General features: G+C 60.0%; 17 protein-coding genes. 5 read left to right on the plus strand and 12 right to left on the minus strand.

The features are described from left to right. Positions 1-10 precede the first annotated feature (10 nt). Positions 11-1,012: a DUF2125 domain-containing protein gene (locus CRO62_RS09280; protein ID WP_097099947.1), complete on the minus strand. Its 1,002-nt coding sequence runs from the start codon at positions 1,010-1,012 to the stop codon at positions 11-13. 49 nt (positions 1,013-1,061) lie between these two features. Between CRO62_RS09280 and CRO62_RS09285 the strand changes: the two genes are divergently transcribed. Beyond that, on the plus strand, positions 1,062-1,589 hold the full coding sequence (locus tag CRO62_RS09285) for a gamma-glutamylcyclotransferase (protein ID WP_097100444.1): 528 nt from the start codon (positions 1,062-1,064) through the stop codon (positions 1,587-1,589). Here CRO62_RS09285 and CRO62_RS09290 read toward each other — a convergent pair. The 4 genes from CRO62_RS09290 to ftsE all read right to left on the minus strand — a co-directional run bounded on the left by CRO62_RS09290 (position 1,586) and on the right by ftsE (position 5,017). After that, positions 1,586-2,383: a lysophospholipid acyltransferase family protein gene (locus tag CRO62_RS09290; RefSeq protein WP_097099948.1), complete on the minus strand. Its 798-nt coding sequence runs from the start codon at positions 2,381-2,383 to the stop codon at positions 1,586-1,588. The two genes, CRO62_RS09285 and CRO62_RS09290, sit on opposite strands and share 4 nt — an antisense overlap. A 123-nt stretch (positions 2,384-2,506) precedes the next feature. Beyond that, entirely contained in the window at positions 2,507-3,244 is a 738-nt protein-coding gene (locus tag CRO62_RS09295) for a YdcF family protein (RefSeq protein ID WP_097099949.1), read from the minus strand. 113 nt (positions 3,245-3,357) lie between these two features. Beyond that, on the minus strand, positions 3,358-4,365 hold the full coding sequence (locus CRO62_RS09300) for a cell division protein FtsX (RefSeq protein WP_003511335.1): 1,008 nt from the start codon (positions 4,363-4,365) through the stop codon (positions 3,358-3,360). Next, positions 4,358-5,017, minus strand: coding sequence for a cell division ATP-binding protein FtsE (gene ftsE, locus CRO62_RS09305; protein WP_003511334.1), 660 nt, complete (start codon positions 5,015-5,017; stop codon positions 4,358-4,360). Before ftsE ends, CRO62_RS09300 begins: the two co-directional genes overlap by 8 nt. A 200-nt stretch (positions 5,018-5,217) precedes the next feature. Between ftsE and CRO62_RS09310 the strand changes: the two genes are divergently transcribed. The 3 genes from CRO62_RS09310 to CRO62_RS09320 all read left to right on the plus strand — a co-directional run bounded on the left by CRO62_RS09310 (position 5,218) and on the right by CRO62_RS09320 (position 7,001). Then, positions 5,218-5,886, plus strand: a complete 669-nt coding sequence (locus CRO62_RS09310; protein WP_097099950.1) for a hypothetical protein — start codon at positions 5,218-5,220, stop codon at positions 5,884-5,886. Positions 5,887-5,956: 70 nt separating this feature from the next. Beyond that, entirely contained in the window at positions 5,957-6,499 is a 543-nt protein-coding gene (gene hpt / locus CRO62_RS09315) for a hypoxanthine phosphoribosyltransferase (RefSeq protein ID WP_003511330.1), read from the plus strand. Positions 6,500-6,641: 142 nt separating this feature from the next. After that, a complete protein-coding gene (locus tag CRO62_RS09320) occupies positions 6,642-7,001 on the plus strand; it encodes a response regulator (protein ID WP_003511329.1) in 360 nt (119 codons plus the stop codon). Positions 7,002-7,249: 248 nt separating this feature from the next. Here CRO62_RS09320 and CRO62_RS09325 read toward each other — a convergent pair whose 3' ends face one another. From CRO62_RS09325 to argH, 4 genes are all read right to left on the minus strand, one after another. Continuing rightward, positions 7,250-9,934 carry a TIGR02302 family protein gene (locus CRO62_RS09325; protein WP_097099951.1) on the minus strand — a complete coding sequence of 895 codons (2,685 nt, stop codon included), beginning with the start codon at positions 9,932-9,934 and terminating at the stop codon, positions 7,250-7,252. Positions 9,935-10,112: 178 nt separating this feature from the next. After that, the gene (lysA, locus tag CRO62_RS09330) at positions 10,113-11,381 is read right to left on the minus strand and encodes a diaminopimelate decarboxylase (protein ID WP_097099952.1); all 1,269 of its coding nucleotides are present in this window, start codon (positions 11,379-11,381) and stop codon (positions 10,113-10,115) included. Positions 11,382-11,394: 13 nt separating this feature from the next. Next, positions 11,395-11,598: an LPS translocon maturation chaperone LptM gene (gene lptM, locus CRO62_RS09335; protein ID WP_020809890.1), complete on the minus strand. Its 204-nt coding sequence runs from the start codon at positions 11,596-11,598 to the stop codon at positions 11,395-11,397. Positions 11,599-11,692: 94 nt separating this feature from the next. Continuing rightward, a complete protein-coding gene (argH, locus tag CRO62_RS09340; RefSeq protein ID WP_097099954.1) occupies positions 11,693-13,093 on the minus strand; it encodes an argininosuccinate lyase in 1,401 nt (466 codons plus the stop codon). A 24-nt stretch (positions 13,094-13,117) separates the two neighbouring features. Between argH and tlpA the strand changes: the two genes are divergently transcribed. Then, positions 13,118-13,786 carry a thiol:disulfide interchange protein TlpA gene (gene tlpA, locus CRO62_RS09345; RefSeq protein ID WP_097099955.1) on the plus strand — a complete coding sequence of 223 codons (669 nt, stop codon included), beginning with the start codon at positions 13,118-13,120 and terminating at the stop codon, positions 13,784-13,786. Positions 13,787-13,853: 67 nt separating this feature from the next. Here tlpA and CRO62_RS09350 read toward each other — a convergent pair whose 3' ends face one another. From CRO62_RS09350 to CRO62_RS09360, 3 genes are all read right to left on the minus strand, one after another. Continuing rightward, entirely contained in the window at positions 13,854-14,735 is an 882-nt protein-coding gene (locus tag CRO62_RS09350; RefSeq protein ID WP_097099956.1) for a 3-hydroxybutyryl-CoA dehydrogenase, read from the minus strand. A gap of 117 nt (positions 14,736-14,852) precedes the next feature. Beyond that, positions 14,853-15,782: an electron transfer flavoprotein subunit alpha/FixB family protein gene (locus CRO62_RS09355; protein ID WP_003511321.1), complete on the minus strand. Its 930-nt coding sequence runs from the start codon at positions 15,780-15,782 to the stop codon at positions 14,853-14,855. Between the two features lie 25 nt (positions 15,783-15,807). Further along, on the minus strand, positions 15,808-16,554 hold the full coding sequence (locus tag CRO62_RS09360; RefSeq protein ID WP_097099957.1) for an electron transfer flavoprotein subunit beta/FixA family protein: 747 nt from the start codon (positions 16,552-16,554) through the stop codon (positions 15,808-15,810). Positions 16,555-16,713 lie beyond the last annotated feature (159 nt).

Genomic DNA, 16,713 nt, shown 5'->3' on the forward strand with positions numbered 1-16,713 from the left:
GGGCAATCCCTTAGATAGGCGGGATCTTCCCCAGCGGAATGAAACCGCTGACGGTGGCGCGGCCGCGATCCACCACGAGATCGACGGACGCCCTGTCGCCGCCGCCGGCGAGTGCACGGAGCATTTTGCGGGCGGTATCGATGGTGGATTGCAGCTGCGGAAACGCCTGCTTGGCATTGTCCGACCAGGCGTCGAGCTTTTCGATCTCCAGCTTGAACTGGCCGGAGAGATATCCCTCCTTATCAAAGGAGAAGGGGCCGCTGATACGCATGGTGCGGCCTTCGCCGATATCGGCGACCAGCCGGCGAAGCTCGCCGCTCGCGCCGTAAAGCCCGGCCGTATCGCTGCCGTCTACCATACCCGCCTTGCCGGCAAGGGTGACATCGGCGATGGCGTTGAGGCGCGGCAGAAGTTGCGGCCAGTCCTTAATGACGGTTGACGAGTCGGTCAACGTTATCGCGCCGTCTAGATCGGCACCGTTCTGGCGCAGATGCATTTCCGTCTTGGTGGCATCGAAATCGATCGTCTGGCCGGTAACCGTGGAAACCGCCTGAGCCTTCAGGCCGTCGATGACAAGCGAGGTGCGGTCGATACCCCTAAGCTTGGTGACGATGCTCGACTGCATGTTCTGCCAGACGGCCGAAACCGTCAGGCCATGCGCGGTGCGGATTTCAGCTGGTGCATCCAGTTCCCAGACAATGTGGCCGGGATTGTAGACCTGTGCTGCGGAACGCAATTCTCCGAACGAGGCTGAAACGCCATTCTGCTTGTCTTCCACCGTTACCTTGGAGCAGAAAAGGCCGATGCGGAAAGGATAACCCTTGAAGGCAATGTCGCCGCATTCGCCGCTGAGGTTTCTGGCCTGCGAAGGCGAGATGACGTTCAGAACCGTCTGCTTCAGCTTGTCGGCGGCATAAAACCACCCGGCCGTGTAAAGTCCGATAACCAGCACGACGGCGATACCAAGCCAGAGGAATTTTTTGACCGTGCCGGATTGGCTTGACGATGCCATATTGATCTCCGATGAACAGACTTCAGATAAATTCGATTTGGCTTGGGATATGGACGATTTTTGGGTCTTTGGCTACGGTTCTTTGATGTGGAACCCGGGCTTTGCCTTTGAGGAAAGGCAGCAGGCGCGGCTGCACGGTTATCGACGCTCCCTCTGCATCAGTTCAAATGTGTACCGCGGCACTGAGGAGAGGCCCGGCCTTGTGCTCGGTCTGGAGCGCGGCGGCTCCTGCCTCGGCGTTGCCTTTCGAGTGCGGGGAGCGGACCATGGTCCGGTCATGGCCTATCTGCGCGAGCGCGAGCTGGTAACGAATGTCTACAAGGAACGCGTCGTTGCCGTTGCGCTCGCCGATGGCACGCGCGGCAGTGCCGTGACCTATGTGGCCGATCCCGCCCACGAGCAGTATATTGGTGGTCTAGGTGTCGCGGAAGCGGCCACGATCGTGGCTGCCGCATCGGGCCGGTCCGGCCCGAATACCGACTACGTCTTCAATACCGTGCAGCATCTGCAGGATATGGGTATTCGCGACACGCTGCTGGAAAGCATTGCCGCCAGTGTCGGCACGGTCGCGGTTTAGCCGGCGGGAGTGTCTTGCCCCTGAAGTTCTGCGATACGCTTCATGGCGGTCGGTGGCAGCGGCAGGTGCGGATTGTTGCGCGCGGTTTCCAGCAGCAACTCGTCGCTCGCCTTTTCCGTCACCTCGATCAATGTCTTGAAAAACACGTCCGGGTCCAGCCCCGGCTCGATGGCCGGCAAGATCCGCACCTTGAAATGGCCGGGATAACGCATTGTCGAGCGGCGTGGCCAGAAGAGGCCGGGATGCATGGCGACCGGAATGACGGGGACTTTGAGGTCGCGGTAAAGACGTGCGATGCCATAACGATATTCGGGCTCAGCGCCCGGTGGCCGGCGTGTGCCTTCGGGATAGATTATGAGTTCGCGGCCAGCCGCCATCTCCTCTCTCGCCCGCTCCATGACCTTCAGCATCACCTTGCCGCGCGCGGCGCGGTTGACCGGGATCATGCGCTGCTTCATCGCATACCAGCCGAACAGCGGGATCCACAAAAGCTCGCGCTTCAGAATATAGACCGGATCGGGAAGGTTGGGCAGCAGCGCATAGGTGTCCCAGAAGGACTGGTGTTTGGGGGCGAAGATGCAGCCGGTTTCGGGAATGTTTTCCAGCCCCTCGATCTCAAAGGTGGTGCCGACAATGGTCTTCATCAGCCAATGGTTGGATCGCGCCCAGTTCTTGGGGATTTCATAGGCTATTCTGCGCGGCAGGATGAAATAGATCGGCGTGAGCACGATCATGCGGACAATCAGATTGAGATAAAACAGCGTATTGAAAAGAAAAGAGCGCAGCTTGAGCATCGACAGACTTCCCGGGTTGCAGCCGTTCCGAAGCTCAGGCGCGCCTCGATGCCGGATGCCGATGCCAGACGCCTACACGAAAACAAGGCTCCGCAGCAAGCGCGTTCTCTCCGTTCTTTCCATTCACGGGGAGGAGGTTGCCGCCTTGATCGTGGGGTGATCGGCGCCCGCCTTGCGCAGACCGTCGCCCTTGCCGAGCCCGGTCAGGTCGCGTCCTGCTGCAATCACGAATTTCATGTATTCGTAGAGCATGGTTCGCACCACATCCGGCTCCGCGAACCAGTTGGTACGGGCAAGGTCGGCACTGATGACGGGATAGGCGATGAATTGGGTTTGTGGGCTGGCATTGCGCAATTCATGAAGGCTGCGATGCATATGGTAATTGTTGGTGACGACGACGATGGAGGAATAACCGTGGTCGCGTATCCAGCTCGCAGCCTCATTGGCGTTGCCGATGGTGTCTATGGCCTTGTAGCCCATGTCCACGCAGCAGGAAAACATGTCCGAAGAGCCTTGCGTCATCTTGCGGATTTGCGTGCGGGTGGTGGCCGGGTTGACGCCGGAAATCAGAAGGCGCTTGCCAACGCCGTCCCGCAGCAGGCCGACCGCCTGTTCGATGCGCTGATAACCGCCGGTCAGAACAATGATCGCGTCGCCCTTGGCGCCTTCGGGTGGGCGCATGGAGGCGACCGAATCTGCGAACCACAAAAAACCGCCGGAAAAAGCCCCGAGAGTAATGACGCAAAGCAGGATGAGACCGCGAATAAAACGGCGCAGGCGACTTCGCCGCGACAACAGGCCCTTTTTTGCCTGTCGCGTGGTCGTCTGTTCCTGATCATGGTCCGTCCGACTCACAAACATTCCTCCTGAATACTCGCCGATTAAGGCTAGGAACAGGCATTTTTGTCCACCGTCCGCAGGTTACATCCGGCGTGTGAAGGGTGCAGTTTCCTCGCGAGATCCGGGAGACGGCGTCACGATGCGACACCGTCGCTTTTCGACGGATCGGAACGGACGCGGTCGATATCGTCGATCGTGCGGATGACCGTCACACGCGCGGTGATGGTGGTGAGCAGCGCGATGATGATCATCGTCGTGGCGATGCCGATATAACCACTGAGGCCAACCGAAAAGGAGCCGAACAGCGCACTTGCCTGATCGCTTTGCGGCGTTGCGACCGTGCTCGATTGCCAGAAACCGGCGGCAAGGAAAACCGCCGCGGCAAGGGCGCTGCCCGCTGCCGCACCTTTCAGGCTGATCTTCAGGAAGTGCTTCTGGAATTCCCGCGCCACGAAGCTGCTTTCGGCGCCCACGAAATGCAGCACCTCGACGATGTGCCGGTTGCCGGAAAGCGCGCCGCGCGTTGCAAACACCACCGTCAGCACCATGGCGGTGAAGACGAGGATCAGGACCCCGACGCCGATCATGACAGTGGTCCTGGCCATGGAGACGAGCCTGTCGACCCATGTACGGTGGTCATCCAGAAACGCCTGTGGAATTTCAGCTTTCAGCATATCGCGCATGGCCTGAAAATCGGGCGGGTGGTTTTCATCGATGGTAATCACGACGAGGCGCGGCACTGGCAGTTCGGAAAGATCGAGGCCACTGCCGAGCCACGGCTCCAGAAGACGCGCGGTGGCGGCGTCATCGAGGATCGTGCCATCCCGCGTCCCGACGAAGGTGAGCGCCAGAGTGCGCGCCTTGGTGAGCGCCGCATTCATGTCCAGCCCGTCCTCGGGTTTGATCTGGATGGTGATTTCGCGGGAAATCTGGCTCTGCCACGTGGCGGCGGTGGCACGCACCATGGAAACGGCACCAAGCGTCAGGCAGGCGAGAAACGCCATAATGGCGATCACCACCATCAGCGCATTGCCCTGAATGTTGGAGGGCGGCAGAATGGGTGCCATCGGGCGGATACGCATCGGCGGCCGCTTCGGTGCGGTCGCCTCTGGTCTTAGCTGTTTGCGGTTGATCTCATTCATAGATGTCGAGCCGCCCTTCGGTGAGGATCATCCGGCGTGCGTCGATCTGGTCCATCAGGCCGAAATCATGGGTGGCGATGACCACAGCGGTACCTAGCCGGTTGAGCTCCAGAAAGAGGTTGAGAAGGCGCTTGGCCATCGGCGGGTCGACGTTGCCGGTCGGCTCGTCGGCCAGCAAGATTTCCGGCTGGTCCATCAATGCGCGGGCAATGGCGGCGCGTTGCTTTTCCCCACCGGAGAGGATGGCCGGAAGCACATTGATGCGCTCGCCAAGCCCGACCCATTTCAGAAGCTCGATGACGTCGTTGCGGTAGGCGCTTTCTTCCTTGCCGCGCACACGCAGCGGCAAGGCGACATTCTCATAGGTCGTCAGATGATCGAGCAGCCGGAAATCCTGAAAGACGATCCCGACGCGGCGGCGCAGCATGGGCAACTCGCTGCGCGGAATGCGCGACACATCGCGGTTGAACATGCGGATATTGCCGCGTGTGGGCTGCAGCGACATCAGCAGCAGGCGCAGGAACGTGGTTTTGCCGGCACCGGAAGGGCCGGTCAGAAACTGGAACGAACCCTTGGGAATGTCGAAGGTCATGTCCCTCAGGATTTCGGGGCCCATGCCGTAACGCAACCCGACATTTTCGAAATGGATCAACGGACTTCCAGTCTCTTCGTTTCGTGGTGGTTCGCAAACCGCTGGCGCGTGAGGCCCGGATGCGCCGTTTAACCCGGTTCCGGTGGCCTATGCGAGCCGTTTTTGCGAAGCATTAACCAATTAAATTTAAAACTTGGCAGGATTCGTTGCAATGCCCAGTTTTGCGGGCCGGAAAACCTCACCCAAGGAATTCTATGGCTATGTTCCGTTCATCTCGCCGGCAAGCGGCATTCGATTTCGACCTCCTGATGCCGGAAGCGCCAGTGCGCCGTACGGCGCGGGCAGCCCACACCGGCCCCGATGTGGTAGACGCGGAATTTGTCACCATCAAGGAAAACCGTGTCCGTCAGCCCGGAAACGATAATCGCGGCGCGATGCGCCGGCAGATGGAAAAACCGCCCGTTACCGCCAGCGCTCTTGGCTACGCGTTCATCGGCTGGGTGGACCGCAAATTGTCGCGCCTGTCGGTGGATGCCTATTCGGCGCTGGTTGCGGCGCTCGTCATTTTTGTTTTCATCTGCTCAGGCGGTCTCTCGGTGGTCGTGCCGGAAAAGCCGGTCGTGGTGGCCGCAAACCCGCTTGCCATTTCTCATGTCACCATCACGCCGCAGGAGGCTGGCGGCATGGATGTCCTGCTCATCAACGGTATTGTGGAAAACAACGGTACCGCTCTGGAAGATGTGCCGGCACTTCGCGCCGACCTCTTCGTTGCCAAGGGGCAACTGGTCGCCAGCATGGTCATCGAACCGCCGGTCAGGCAGATGCAGCCCGGTTTCAGCCACGGATTTTCGGCAAAGTTGCGCCATCCCGGTGGAAAAACGCCTGACATCAAGCTTTCCTTCGTCGAAGCGGGTGCTTCCGAACGTTGACTGTGCTAACGCGTGGTCTTCGTATTTTTACTGAAAGGTAAAATCGGCAAGGCGCAGCACAGGAGAAAGAATGCCCGTCGTCCGTGGAAAAAACATTGAGCCGCTTTACACCGCCGAGCAGATTGCCGAGCGCAATCGCGACATGGCCAAGCATATAGCAAGCGGCCCGACCAAGGATTTGCTGGTCATCGCCGTGCTCAAGGGATCGTTCATTTTCGCGGCCGATCTCATCCGCGCGCTGCATGACAGCGGCCTTGCCCCCGAAGTCGAATTCATCACGCTTTCGAGCTACGGTGCCGGCACCGTTTCGCAAGGGGTGAAGATCGTCAAGGATATCGACAGCGACGTGAAGGACCGCGATGTTCTTCTGATCGACGATATTCTCGAATCCGGCCGCACGCTGCGTTTCGCCAAGGAACTGCTTTACGAACGCGGCGCCCGTCACGTCACCATCGCCGTGCTGCTCGACAAGAAGGTCAAGCGCAAGGAAGATCTGGAGGCCGACTATGTCGGTTTCGAATGTCCCGATTATTTCGTTGTGGGTTACGGCATGGATGTGGCTTACGCCTTCCGCGAACTGCCCTTCGTAGGCGTCGTCACGGGCGACGCCTGACGATTTATGCCGTGCCGGGATGGGACATGCCGGAGACGCCTCATTAACCATTCACCCAGCGAAACCCTGGGTGTTTACCTCTTGAAAAGAGGAGCCTGCGATGTTGCTCACGGCTGGAAATGATGCCCAGGAGCAATGATTAATGGCGAAGATTCTGATTACCGAAGATGAGGATGCATTGCGGGCTTTCGTTGCCCGTGCGCTGCGTCTCGACGGTCACGAGACCCATGAGGCGGCAGACGGCGAGCAGGGGCTGGAGAAGCTCCAGGAAACCAATTTCGATCTCCTTCTTTCGGATATCCGCATGCCGGTCATGGATGGCATCGAGCTGGCGCACCGCGCCGCCGAACGCTTCCCGGCCATGCGCATTCTGTTGATGACGGGTTATGCCGAACAGCGCGAACGTGCTGATGATCTGGCGGAAAAGATCGTGGACGTGGTTTCAAAACCTTTCGCGCTTCCGGATATCCGCAAGGCTGTTGCGCGAGCGCTTGCGGCCTGAGCGATAAGGCTACAGAGATTTGAGAAAGGGCGGCCCTTTGGGTCGCCTTTTTTGTTGCGGAGTTGTCAACTCTCTCCGCCGTCATGCTCGGGCCTGTCCCGAGGATCTGCCACGTCTCGATTGATTGAGACGTGGTTGGATCCTCGGCACAAGGCCGAGGATGACGTTGAGTGTTTGATAAGCTGGCCTTTCCTCAAAAATGCGCGAGGTTAAACAGGCCCGATCGCTAGGAATGGCGGCCTCCATCCTCACCGTATATCCAGCAACCGCTCCAGATAACGCCGCTCGATTTCACCCGGCGGGTTGTTGCCGAGCTTTTCGCGGATAGCCTCGAGAATTTCGCGGGCGCGCTGCACGTCGATCTCATCAGGCACCTTCACCTGGTCGCCGAAATCGGGGCCGGTTGTGCTGCGCGGACGGCCGAGTGGATCGCGGCCGTTCTGTCCGCCTTGGCCCGCCATGCCTTCCTGCCCCTGTCCGGGCTGCTGTCCCTGCTGGCGCATGGCCTGCATGATCTGGCCCATCATATCCTGCGCGCCCTGTCGCAGCGCGTTCAGCGCATTGCCCTGACCTTCGACCGCCTGTTCGCCCTGGCTTTTGCCGAGTGCTTCGCCGGCGCCTTCCATTTCCTGCTGCGCCTTGCCGAAGTTTTCGCCCGGCTCCATGCCGAGATCACGAAGGCCCTGCTGCAATTCGCCCAGCTGCTTGCCCAGCGCGTCCTGTTGCGCCCTCAGATTTTTCAGCGCCTCGCGCAATTGCTCGGCGGTCATCTGCTCGCTCGGCTGTCCGCCTTGCTGGCCGTTCTCGCCCTGCTGGCCCTGTTGCGGTGGTTCACCGTTTTCACCCGTCTGCGGGTCCTGGCCTTCGCCGCCATCCTGCGGGTCGCCGCGCTGCATGCGGTCACGCAGCGCCTGATCGAGCTTGAAGGTCTCGTCCATCAGCTTCTGCTGCTGTTGCAGAATTTCACCCAGCTTGTCGATCTGCTGGCGCATCTTGCTGCTTTGTTGCTGCCCCTGCTGGCCCTGACGTTGCGGCCGTCCGGCCTGCAGGTTGTTCATCATGCGTTGCAGCTGCGAGAGCATTTCCTGTGCTGCGTCACGGTTGCCGGAGCGTGCGAGGTTTTCGATCTGGTTCATCATGTTTTCCAGATCGCGCTGCCGCAAGACGTTTTGTGCCTGCTGGTTCATGTTGGCTTGCGGCGCATTCTGCATGCGCTGTGCAAGCTCGCTCATGAACTGCTGCATCGCCTCGCGCAGTTCCTGCATCAGCTTGGCGACTTCCTCATCGGAGGCATTGCGCTGAAGGGCCTCGGAAAGCGCTGTCTGCGCATCACGCAGGCGTTTTTCCGCCTGCGAAAGATCACCATCCTCGATGCCAAGCGCGATCTCCCAGAGATAATCGGCGGTGTTCTTCAGCATCTCCTCATTATAGGCGAGCCGCATGCGGGTCTGCGCCGATTGCAGCAGGAGATAGTGCGTGGTGTTGGGAATGGTTTCTTCCGGACGCAGACCAACCGCCTCGTTATAGGCGATCGCCTTTGGCATCTGGCGCGTGTCGAGCGAGAATATCTGCCGCTGTTCGGCAACCGAAGCCGCCAGCGGTTCAGAGAAGTTGCGGCCCGGCAGTACCATTTCATGCGCGGGGCTGCGGCCGGTCTGGCCGGCACCATCTGTTGCCACCAGCGTGATGCGCACGCGCTTACCTGCCATGGGATGTTCGGTCAGGTTGCGGCTGGTCAGCCCCTTGATCTCGCGGTTGTTCTGCCGCGGCAGGTCGAGCTTGAATTCCGGCGGCGGGTAAAGTGCTGTTGCACCCTCCGCAACGCCAAGCGGCTCGATGATGGCGTGGGCTTCCTTGATGCCATAGTCGTCCTTGGCGGTGAAACCCACCTCCAGCGCACCATTGACGGCGCGGCGCGGCATGTTGTCGAAGCCGATGCTCGGTGGCTGGTCAGGAATGACGTTGAACACCCATTGTTCGCCATTGGCGGTGATCATGCCGCTTTCGGTCACATCCATGGCAAAGGTGCGCGGCGTGACAGGTTGATCCGGCGCGCGTTTTTCTGTCTGTGCCGCCACATCGCCACTTGCGCCGTCGGCGCGCGCCGCTTCGGGGGCAAGCTTCTGCAGAGCGCCGGCGGTCTCAGGCTCGAAGGTCACTTCTTCGCCGCCATCGCCACCGGTCATGCGGATCGTCAGTTTGGAGGATTGCGGCACGGACACCGCGTCGTGGCCCGTCGCATCGCGCCCTGTCAGAAAAATCGGGGCGCGGCCGGTATAGGCGGGCGGCGTGACCCAGGCGTCGAGACGGATATCGGGATTGAGCGGACCGGCTGCCGGTCGGCTGCGGAAGGCATCTGCAATCGTGCCTGCACCATTGGAATAGGAAAAACCGAAGGCGACAACCAGAAAAAGGGCGGGAATGGCGCGTAGTGCCGAGCGGTCGTAACGGGCGATATCGGGTTTCGGCAGGCCGGCATTCAGCGCGGCGATGCGTTCCGCCATACGGATCTGGTGTTCTTTCCACAAGGCGCGGGAAATGGGGGTGTCCAACGCAGGTTCGTCTTCCTGCACGCCGACTGGCTGGTGAGCGAGACCATTGCGTTCTTCCAAAAGGCGGGACGCGTCGTTGTCTGTCGGCCATTTCAGCCGGACGATTGGCAGGATGGTGCTGATGAAACCGAAAATCAGCAGGAAAACGATGCCCAGCCGCACGAAATCAGGCATCTGCCGGTAGAGGCCGAACCATGCGAGCGCCAGAAACGCGGCGGCGATGGAAAGTGGCCACAGCGTCTTCGGTGCTACTCTTTCCGAAAACAGCACGATTTTTGCGAAGAAGCGTTTAGCCGCAACCCGGCGGGCAAGATCCGGCCGCTGCGCGAATGCGCCGGTTGGGCGCTTTCTGCCTGTCCTGTCCTCTCCGGCTGTGGTCATCAATCCGTTCTCCCGGTTCTGGCCACGTCAAACGCCATTCCCGGAACGGCGAGCTGCTTGTATTATGAGAAACAAGGATAACATTCTTTGTGGCGAAGACGAGGGCAAGCGGATGCTCACCCCCATTTTTTAGGCAGCTTCGCTCAATTGTGATCGACCAAGCCGGATGAATGGCGGATCAATCGAGCCAGGCGGGTACGGAATCGAGAGCGATCAGCTCTTCATAGGTTCCGCGCGGGCGGATGACGTGGAACTTGTCACCCTTTACCAGCACTTCCGGCACCAGCAGGCGCGAATTATAGGTGCCTGCCTGCACGGCGCCGTAAGCACCTGCTGAGCTGACGGCAATCAGATCACCCGGCTGCGGTGCGGCCATCTCGCGGTCCAGCGCCAGATAGTCACCCGTTTCGCAAACGGGGCCAACGATATCGGCCTTGATGCGAGGGGCGTCCACCGCAGGCTGCACGACCGGGCGGATGCCGTGATAGGCCTCGTAAAGCGTCGGGCGGATGAGGTCGTTCATCGCGCCATCGACAATCACGAAGTTCTTTTCGCCGCCATCCTTCACATAGATCACTTCCGTCACCAGAATGCCGGCATTGCCGACGATCAGGCGTCCCGGTTCGGTGATGATCTTGCAGTTGAGACTCTTCAGCTCGTTCTTGACGATATGCGCATAGGCATCCGGCAGCGGCGGCGGATTATTGTCCTCGCGGTAGGGAATGCCGAGGCCGCCGCCGATATCGACGTGACTGATCGTGTGCCCGTCCGCGCGCAGGGATTCCACCAGTTCTCGCAGCAAGCGGAACGCATCCTCGAAGGGCTGCAATTCGGTGATCTGGCTGCCGATATGCATGTCGATGCCGGTGACTTCGATGCCGGGCAGGGTGGCGGCATGGGCATAGACCGCACGCGCCCGCTCATAGGAAATGCCGAACTTGTTTTCTTTTTTGCCGGTGGAAATCTTGGCATGGGTGCGCGCATCCACATCCGGATTGATGCGGAAGGACACATGCGCCCTTTTTCCGGCCTTGACGGCGCGCAGGTTGAGAACCTCAAGCTCCGGCTCGGATTCGATGTTGAAGCAGTAGATACCGGCTTCCAGCGCGTAATCCATTTCCGCCACCGTCTTGCCGACGCCGGAGAACATGATGCGGTTTGCCGGTACGCCGGCGCCGAGCGCGCGGCGCAATTCGCCGCCGGAGACTACGTCGATACCCGCGCCGAGCTTTGCCAGCGTCTTCAGAACGGCCTGGTTGGAATTGGCCTTCATGGCGTAACAGACCATGGCGTCCACATCGGCGAAAGCACCGGAAAACACCTTGTAGTGGCGCTCAAGCGTCGCGGTCGAATAGACATAGAACGGCGTGCCGACCGCCTTGGCGATCTCAGGCACGGGCACGTTTTCGGCGTGCAGCACGCCGTCGATATAGCCAAAATGGTTCACAGGCTTTTTCCCGTCAGAGAAGCTTGTCGAGGATGAACGGCCGCTCCGCCGTTGCCGGCTTTGTCTCCGTTCCGTCGGCATTGCGCTTGTTGCGCATTTCGACCGGCGTGCTTGGCGGGTCAATATCGCCTTTTCGCCCGCAGGCACTGAGAGCAAGACTGACGGCGAGCGTCATGCCGATGGGAACGATGAGTTTGCGCGCGGTTTTTGAAAGCATGAGCCTGTCCAAAGGAAATATGTGCTTCTCTGATAACGAAAAACAGGGCGCTTGTGCACCCTGTTTCTTGTGATCGCAGCGTAACGCGATTTTATCAGTTGCGTCCACGCCACCAGGCGATCTGCTTCTTGACCTCGGAAGGAGCCGTGCCACCAAAACTGGTGCGGCTGGCAACCGATGCCTCGACGGAAAGAACGTCGAAAACGCCGCTCGTAATGGCCGGATGGATCGCCTGCAGGTCTTCCAGCGAAAGATCGGCCAGATCGCAGCCCTTCTTTTCCGCCAGTGCCACCGCATTGCCGGTCACATGGTGGGCGTCGCGGAAGGGCAGGCCTGCCTCGCGCACCAGCCAGTCAGCAAGATCGGTGGCGGTGGAATAGCCAGAACCAGCGGCCGCACGCATGCGGTCCTTGCGCACCTCAAGGTCGCGGATCATGCCGGTCATGGCGGCAATGGCCAGTTCGATGCTTTCGGCGGCATCGAAAACCTGTTCCTTGTCTTCCTGCATGTCCTTGGAATAGGCGAGTGGCAGGCCCTTCATCACAGTCAGAAGCGCCACCAGCGAGCCGTTGATGCGGCCGGTCTTGGCGCGCACCAGTTCGGCGGCGTCGGGGTTCTTCTTCTGCGGCATGATCGACGAGCCGGTGGAAAAGGCATCGGACAGGCGGATGAAGCCGAATTGCGGCGTCGACCAGATAACGATTTCTTCGGCGAGGCGCGACAGGTGCGTGGCGCAGATTGAGGCGATCGACAGGAACTCCAGCGCGAAATCGCGGTCGGAAACGGTGTCGATGGAGTTGCGGGTCGGCTCGCGGAAGCCGAGCGCCTTTGCCGTCATGTGGCGGTCGATAGGATAACCGGTGCCAGCCAGGGCTGCTGCACCGATCGGGCTTTCATCGAGATGTTCGATCGCGTGACGCACGCGGGCGCGGTCACGGCCGAACATTTCCACATAGGCCATGCAATGATGGCCGAAGGTGACGGGCTGGGCCGTCTGCAGATGGGTGAAGCCGGGCATGACCGTATCGGCATTTTCCTCGGCGCGGTCGAGGAAGGCGGCGATGAGCGCGGTCAGCATGCCTTCCGTCTTCTGCAGCTCTTCCTTGACCCAGAGGCGGAAATCGAGCGCCACCTGGTCGTTGCGCGAGCGGGCGGTGTGTAGACGCCCTGCCGCCGTGCCGATGAGGGTGGCAAGTCGCGCCTCGATGTTCATGTGAATGTCTTCGAGCTTGCGCGAGAATTCGAAGCTGCCGGCCTCGATTTCTGACAGGATCGTGTTCAGGCCGTGAACGATCTTGTCTTTATCTTCCTGCGAAATAATGCATTTTTCCGCCAGCATGGTGGCATGCGCTATAGAGCCGCGGATGTCCTGGGCATAAAGCTTCTTGTCGAAGCCGATGGAGGCATTTATCTCTTCCATGATGGCTGATGGCCCGGAAGCGAAACGTCCGCCCCACATCTGGTTGGAGGATTTCTGATCTGTGCCGTCAGCCATGTTCTGCGTGCCCTGGAGTATTCGATGACAGAAAAAAGGCCGTTCAGGCTTCCTTCCGCCAGATTGGTTGCAATTGCTGCCGTTGCCGGTGTCGTGTTCGGCGCGGGTGCGGTCTGGTTCAGGCATATTGGGTCTGAGAGCCCGGTTCAAGGGGCAGCGGTTGCCGAGGCCGGTTTATGTGAAGGTGCGGCAAACCGCATCGCCTCGCTGAAACCCCTCCTGAAGGGCCAGGTGGCGGCCATGTCGGCCACGGATACGCCGCGCGTCATCCCGCTGTCCTTCAAGGGTCCGCAAGGGTCGGACATGTCGCTTGCCGATCTCAAGGGCAAGGCGGTTCTCCTTAATCTGTGGGCCACCTGGTGCGTGCCATGCCGGGAGGAAATGCCTGCGCTGAACGCACTCGAGAAGGAAAAGGGCAGCGATGGCTTTGAGGTTGTTGCGGTCAATATCGACACCGGCGCGGACGAAAAACCGAAAGCCTTCATGGACGAATACAAGATCGACGCGCTGAAACTTTACCGCGACAGCTCCATGGGCGTCTTCAATGTTCTGAAAAAGGAAGGGCTGGCTTTCGGCCTTCCCGCGACGCTTCTTCTGGACGAAAAAGGCTGCCTGCTTGCCGCCATGAACGGTCCGGCAGCCTGGGACAGCGAAGATGCCAAGGCGTTGGTATCGGCAGTGAAGGCTAAATAATTGTCCAGTGCGGGAGGGATTTCCCTCCCGTCATCTCGCATGATATCAGAGGAATATCTCTTGCGCCTTAGCGCGTCGGAACAGGTGTCTCGCCGCGATAGTCGTAAAAGCCGCGGCCGGATTTGCGGCCGAGCCAGCCGGCCTCGACATATTTCACCAGCAGCGGGCAGGGGCGGTATTTGCTGTCGGCCAGCCCGTCATGCAGCACCTGCATGATCGACAAACAGGTGTCGAGACCGATGAAGTCGGCAAGCTGCAACGGCCCCATTGGGTGGTTGGCACCAAGTCGCATGGCAGTATCGATGGCTTCCACCGAGCCGACGCCCTCGTAAAGCGTGTAGATCGCCTCATTGATCATCGGCAGCAGGATGCGGTTGACGATGAAGGCGGGGAAATCCTCGGCAACTGTGATCGCTTTTTCCAGCGTCCGCACGTAGTCCTTTGCCGCGTCGAAGGTCTTTTCGTTGGTGGCGATGCCGCGCACCAGCTCCACCAGTTTCATCACCGGCACCGGGTTCATGAAGTGGATGCCCATGAACTGTTCGGGACGATCGGTCGCGGAAGCAAGGCGGGTGATGGAGAGCGAAGACGTGTTGGTGGCCAAAAGCGCTTCGGGCTTCAGCACCGGGCAGATCTGCGCATAGATCTTGCGTTTGATTTCCTCGTTTTCGGTAGCAGCCTCGATGACCAGATCCATCGGCGCCAGATCGTTGACGTCAGTCGAACCGCTGATGAGCGCGAGCGCTTCTTTGCGGGCGTCGTCGGAGAGCTTGCCGTTGGTGACCTGACGGGCAAGATTGCCGTTGATCGTGGCAAGGCCGGCTTCGATGCCGTCCTTGGAAAGATCGTAAATGTGAACCTTGTAACCGGCCAAGGCGGAAACATGCGCGATGCCGCAACCCATTTGACCGGCTCCGATGATACCGATGTTTTTAAAGGGGGCGGTCATATGCTGGTCTCCTCATGGGATTTCATCTGCGTCATTTGCGGCGATGTTACGCATATCGCCGAAAAAGAGAAGGCGGCGCGTTCAAAAAACGCGCCGCCTTTGGCTAAAGGCTTAAAATCACAGAGCCTTCTGGAGTTCCGGTAGAGCCTCGAACAGGTCTGCAACGAGGCCGTAATCGGCAACCTGGAAGATCGGCGCTTCCTCGTCCTTGTTGATGGCAACGATGACCTTCGAGTCCTTCATGCCGGCCAGATGCTGGATGGCGCCCGAAATGCCGGCAGCGATGTAAAGCTGCGGTGCCACGACCTTGCCGGTCTGACCGACCTGCCAGTCGTTCGGTGCATAACCCGCATCGACGGCTGCGCGCGATGCGCCGACGGCTGCACCGAGCTTGTCGGCAACCGGCAGGATCACTTCGCGGAACTTTTCCGAGGAGCCGAGTGCGCGACCGCCCGAGATGATGATCTTCGCAGAGGTCAGTTCCGGACGATCGGAAGAGGCGAGCGCGTCGGACACAAAGACAGAAACGCCGGGGTTCTCGGCAGCGCCGATGGTTTCCACCGGTGCCGAACCGCCTTCAGCGGCTGCCGCAAACGCGGTGGGGCGCACGGTGATGACCTTCTTGGCGTCGCTTGCCTGCACCGTCTGGATGGCGTTGCCGGCATAGATCGGACGTTTGAAAGTATCCGGGCTGACGACCTCGATGATTTCCGAGACCTGGGCCACATCGAGAAGGGCTGCGACGCGCGGGGCGACATTCTTGGCCGAAGCGGTCGCCGGTGCGATGATGACGTCATAGGAAGGGCTGAGCGAGACGATCAGCGCCGCCAGCGGCTCGGCGAGCGCGTTGGCATAGGATGCGTCGTCGGCAAGCAGAACCTTGGCAACGCCGGACAGTTTCGCTGCCGCATCGGCGGCACCCTTCGCACCGGAACCGGCAACGAGCACGTGGACGTCGCCGCCAATCTGCGTTGCCGCCGTCAGCGTCTTCGCCGTCAGGTCGGAAAGGGTTGCGTTGTCGTGTTCTGCCAGAAGAAGAATGGCCATGTTGTAATCTCCCTTTTCCGAAACCTTAGAGGACGCCGTCGGCTTTGAGCTTTTCGACCAGCTCAGCCACCGAGCCGACCTTGATGCCGGCCTTGCGGCCTGTGGGCTCCTCGGTCTTCAACACCTTCAGACGCGGCGTGACATCGACGCCGAAATCGGCCGGGGTCTTCTTGTCGAGCGGCTTCTTCTTTGCCTTCATGATGTTCGGCAGCGAGGCGTAACGCGGCTCGTTCAGACGAAGATCGGTGGTGACGACAGCGGGAAGTTTCAGTTCGACCGTCTGCAGGCCGCCATCGACTTCACGCGTCACAGCGACCTTGCCGTCAGACGGTACGACCTTGGAGGCGAAGGTGCCTTGGCCCCAGCCGAGAAGGGCGGCCAGCATCTGACCGGTCTGGTTACTGTCGTCGTCGATAGCCTGCTTGCCGACGATGACGAGGCCGGGCTGCTCGGCTTCCGCCACGCCCTTCAGCAGCTTGGCGACTGCCAGCGGTTCGACCGTTTCATCTGTCTCGATCAGGATGGCGCGGTCGGCACCCATGGCGAGCGCCGTGCGCAGCGTTTCTTCCGCCTTGGCCGGGCCGATCGACACGACCACGACTTCTTCGGCCTTGCCGGCTTCTTTCAGCCGCAGCGCTTCTTCCACCGAGATTTCGTCGAACGGGTTCATCGACATCTTCACATTCGCGAGTTCAACGCCCGAACCATCCGACTTCACGCGGATCTTGACGTTGTAATCAACAACTCGTTTGACAGGGACAAGGATCTTCATCGGCGGTTTTCCTCAAACTCCTGTCCGCGAGGCGACAAGACCGCGCGGACCTCCAAAAACAGGTTGGCGACATGGATAAGCATTTTTCCCGCAAATACAACGGAGCAATGTTCATTATCACATGCACGCAAGGCATACCTTACGTTGACGTTAACGTAA

The organism is Rhizobium sp. AN6A (assembly GCF_900215635.1).
Lineage (GTDB): Bacteria > Pseudomonadota > Alphaproteobacteria > Rhizobiales > Rhizobiaceae > Agrobacterium > Agrobacterium tumefaciens.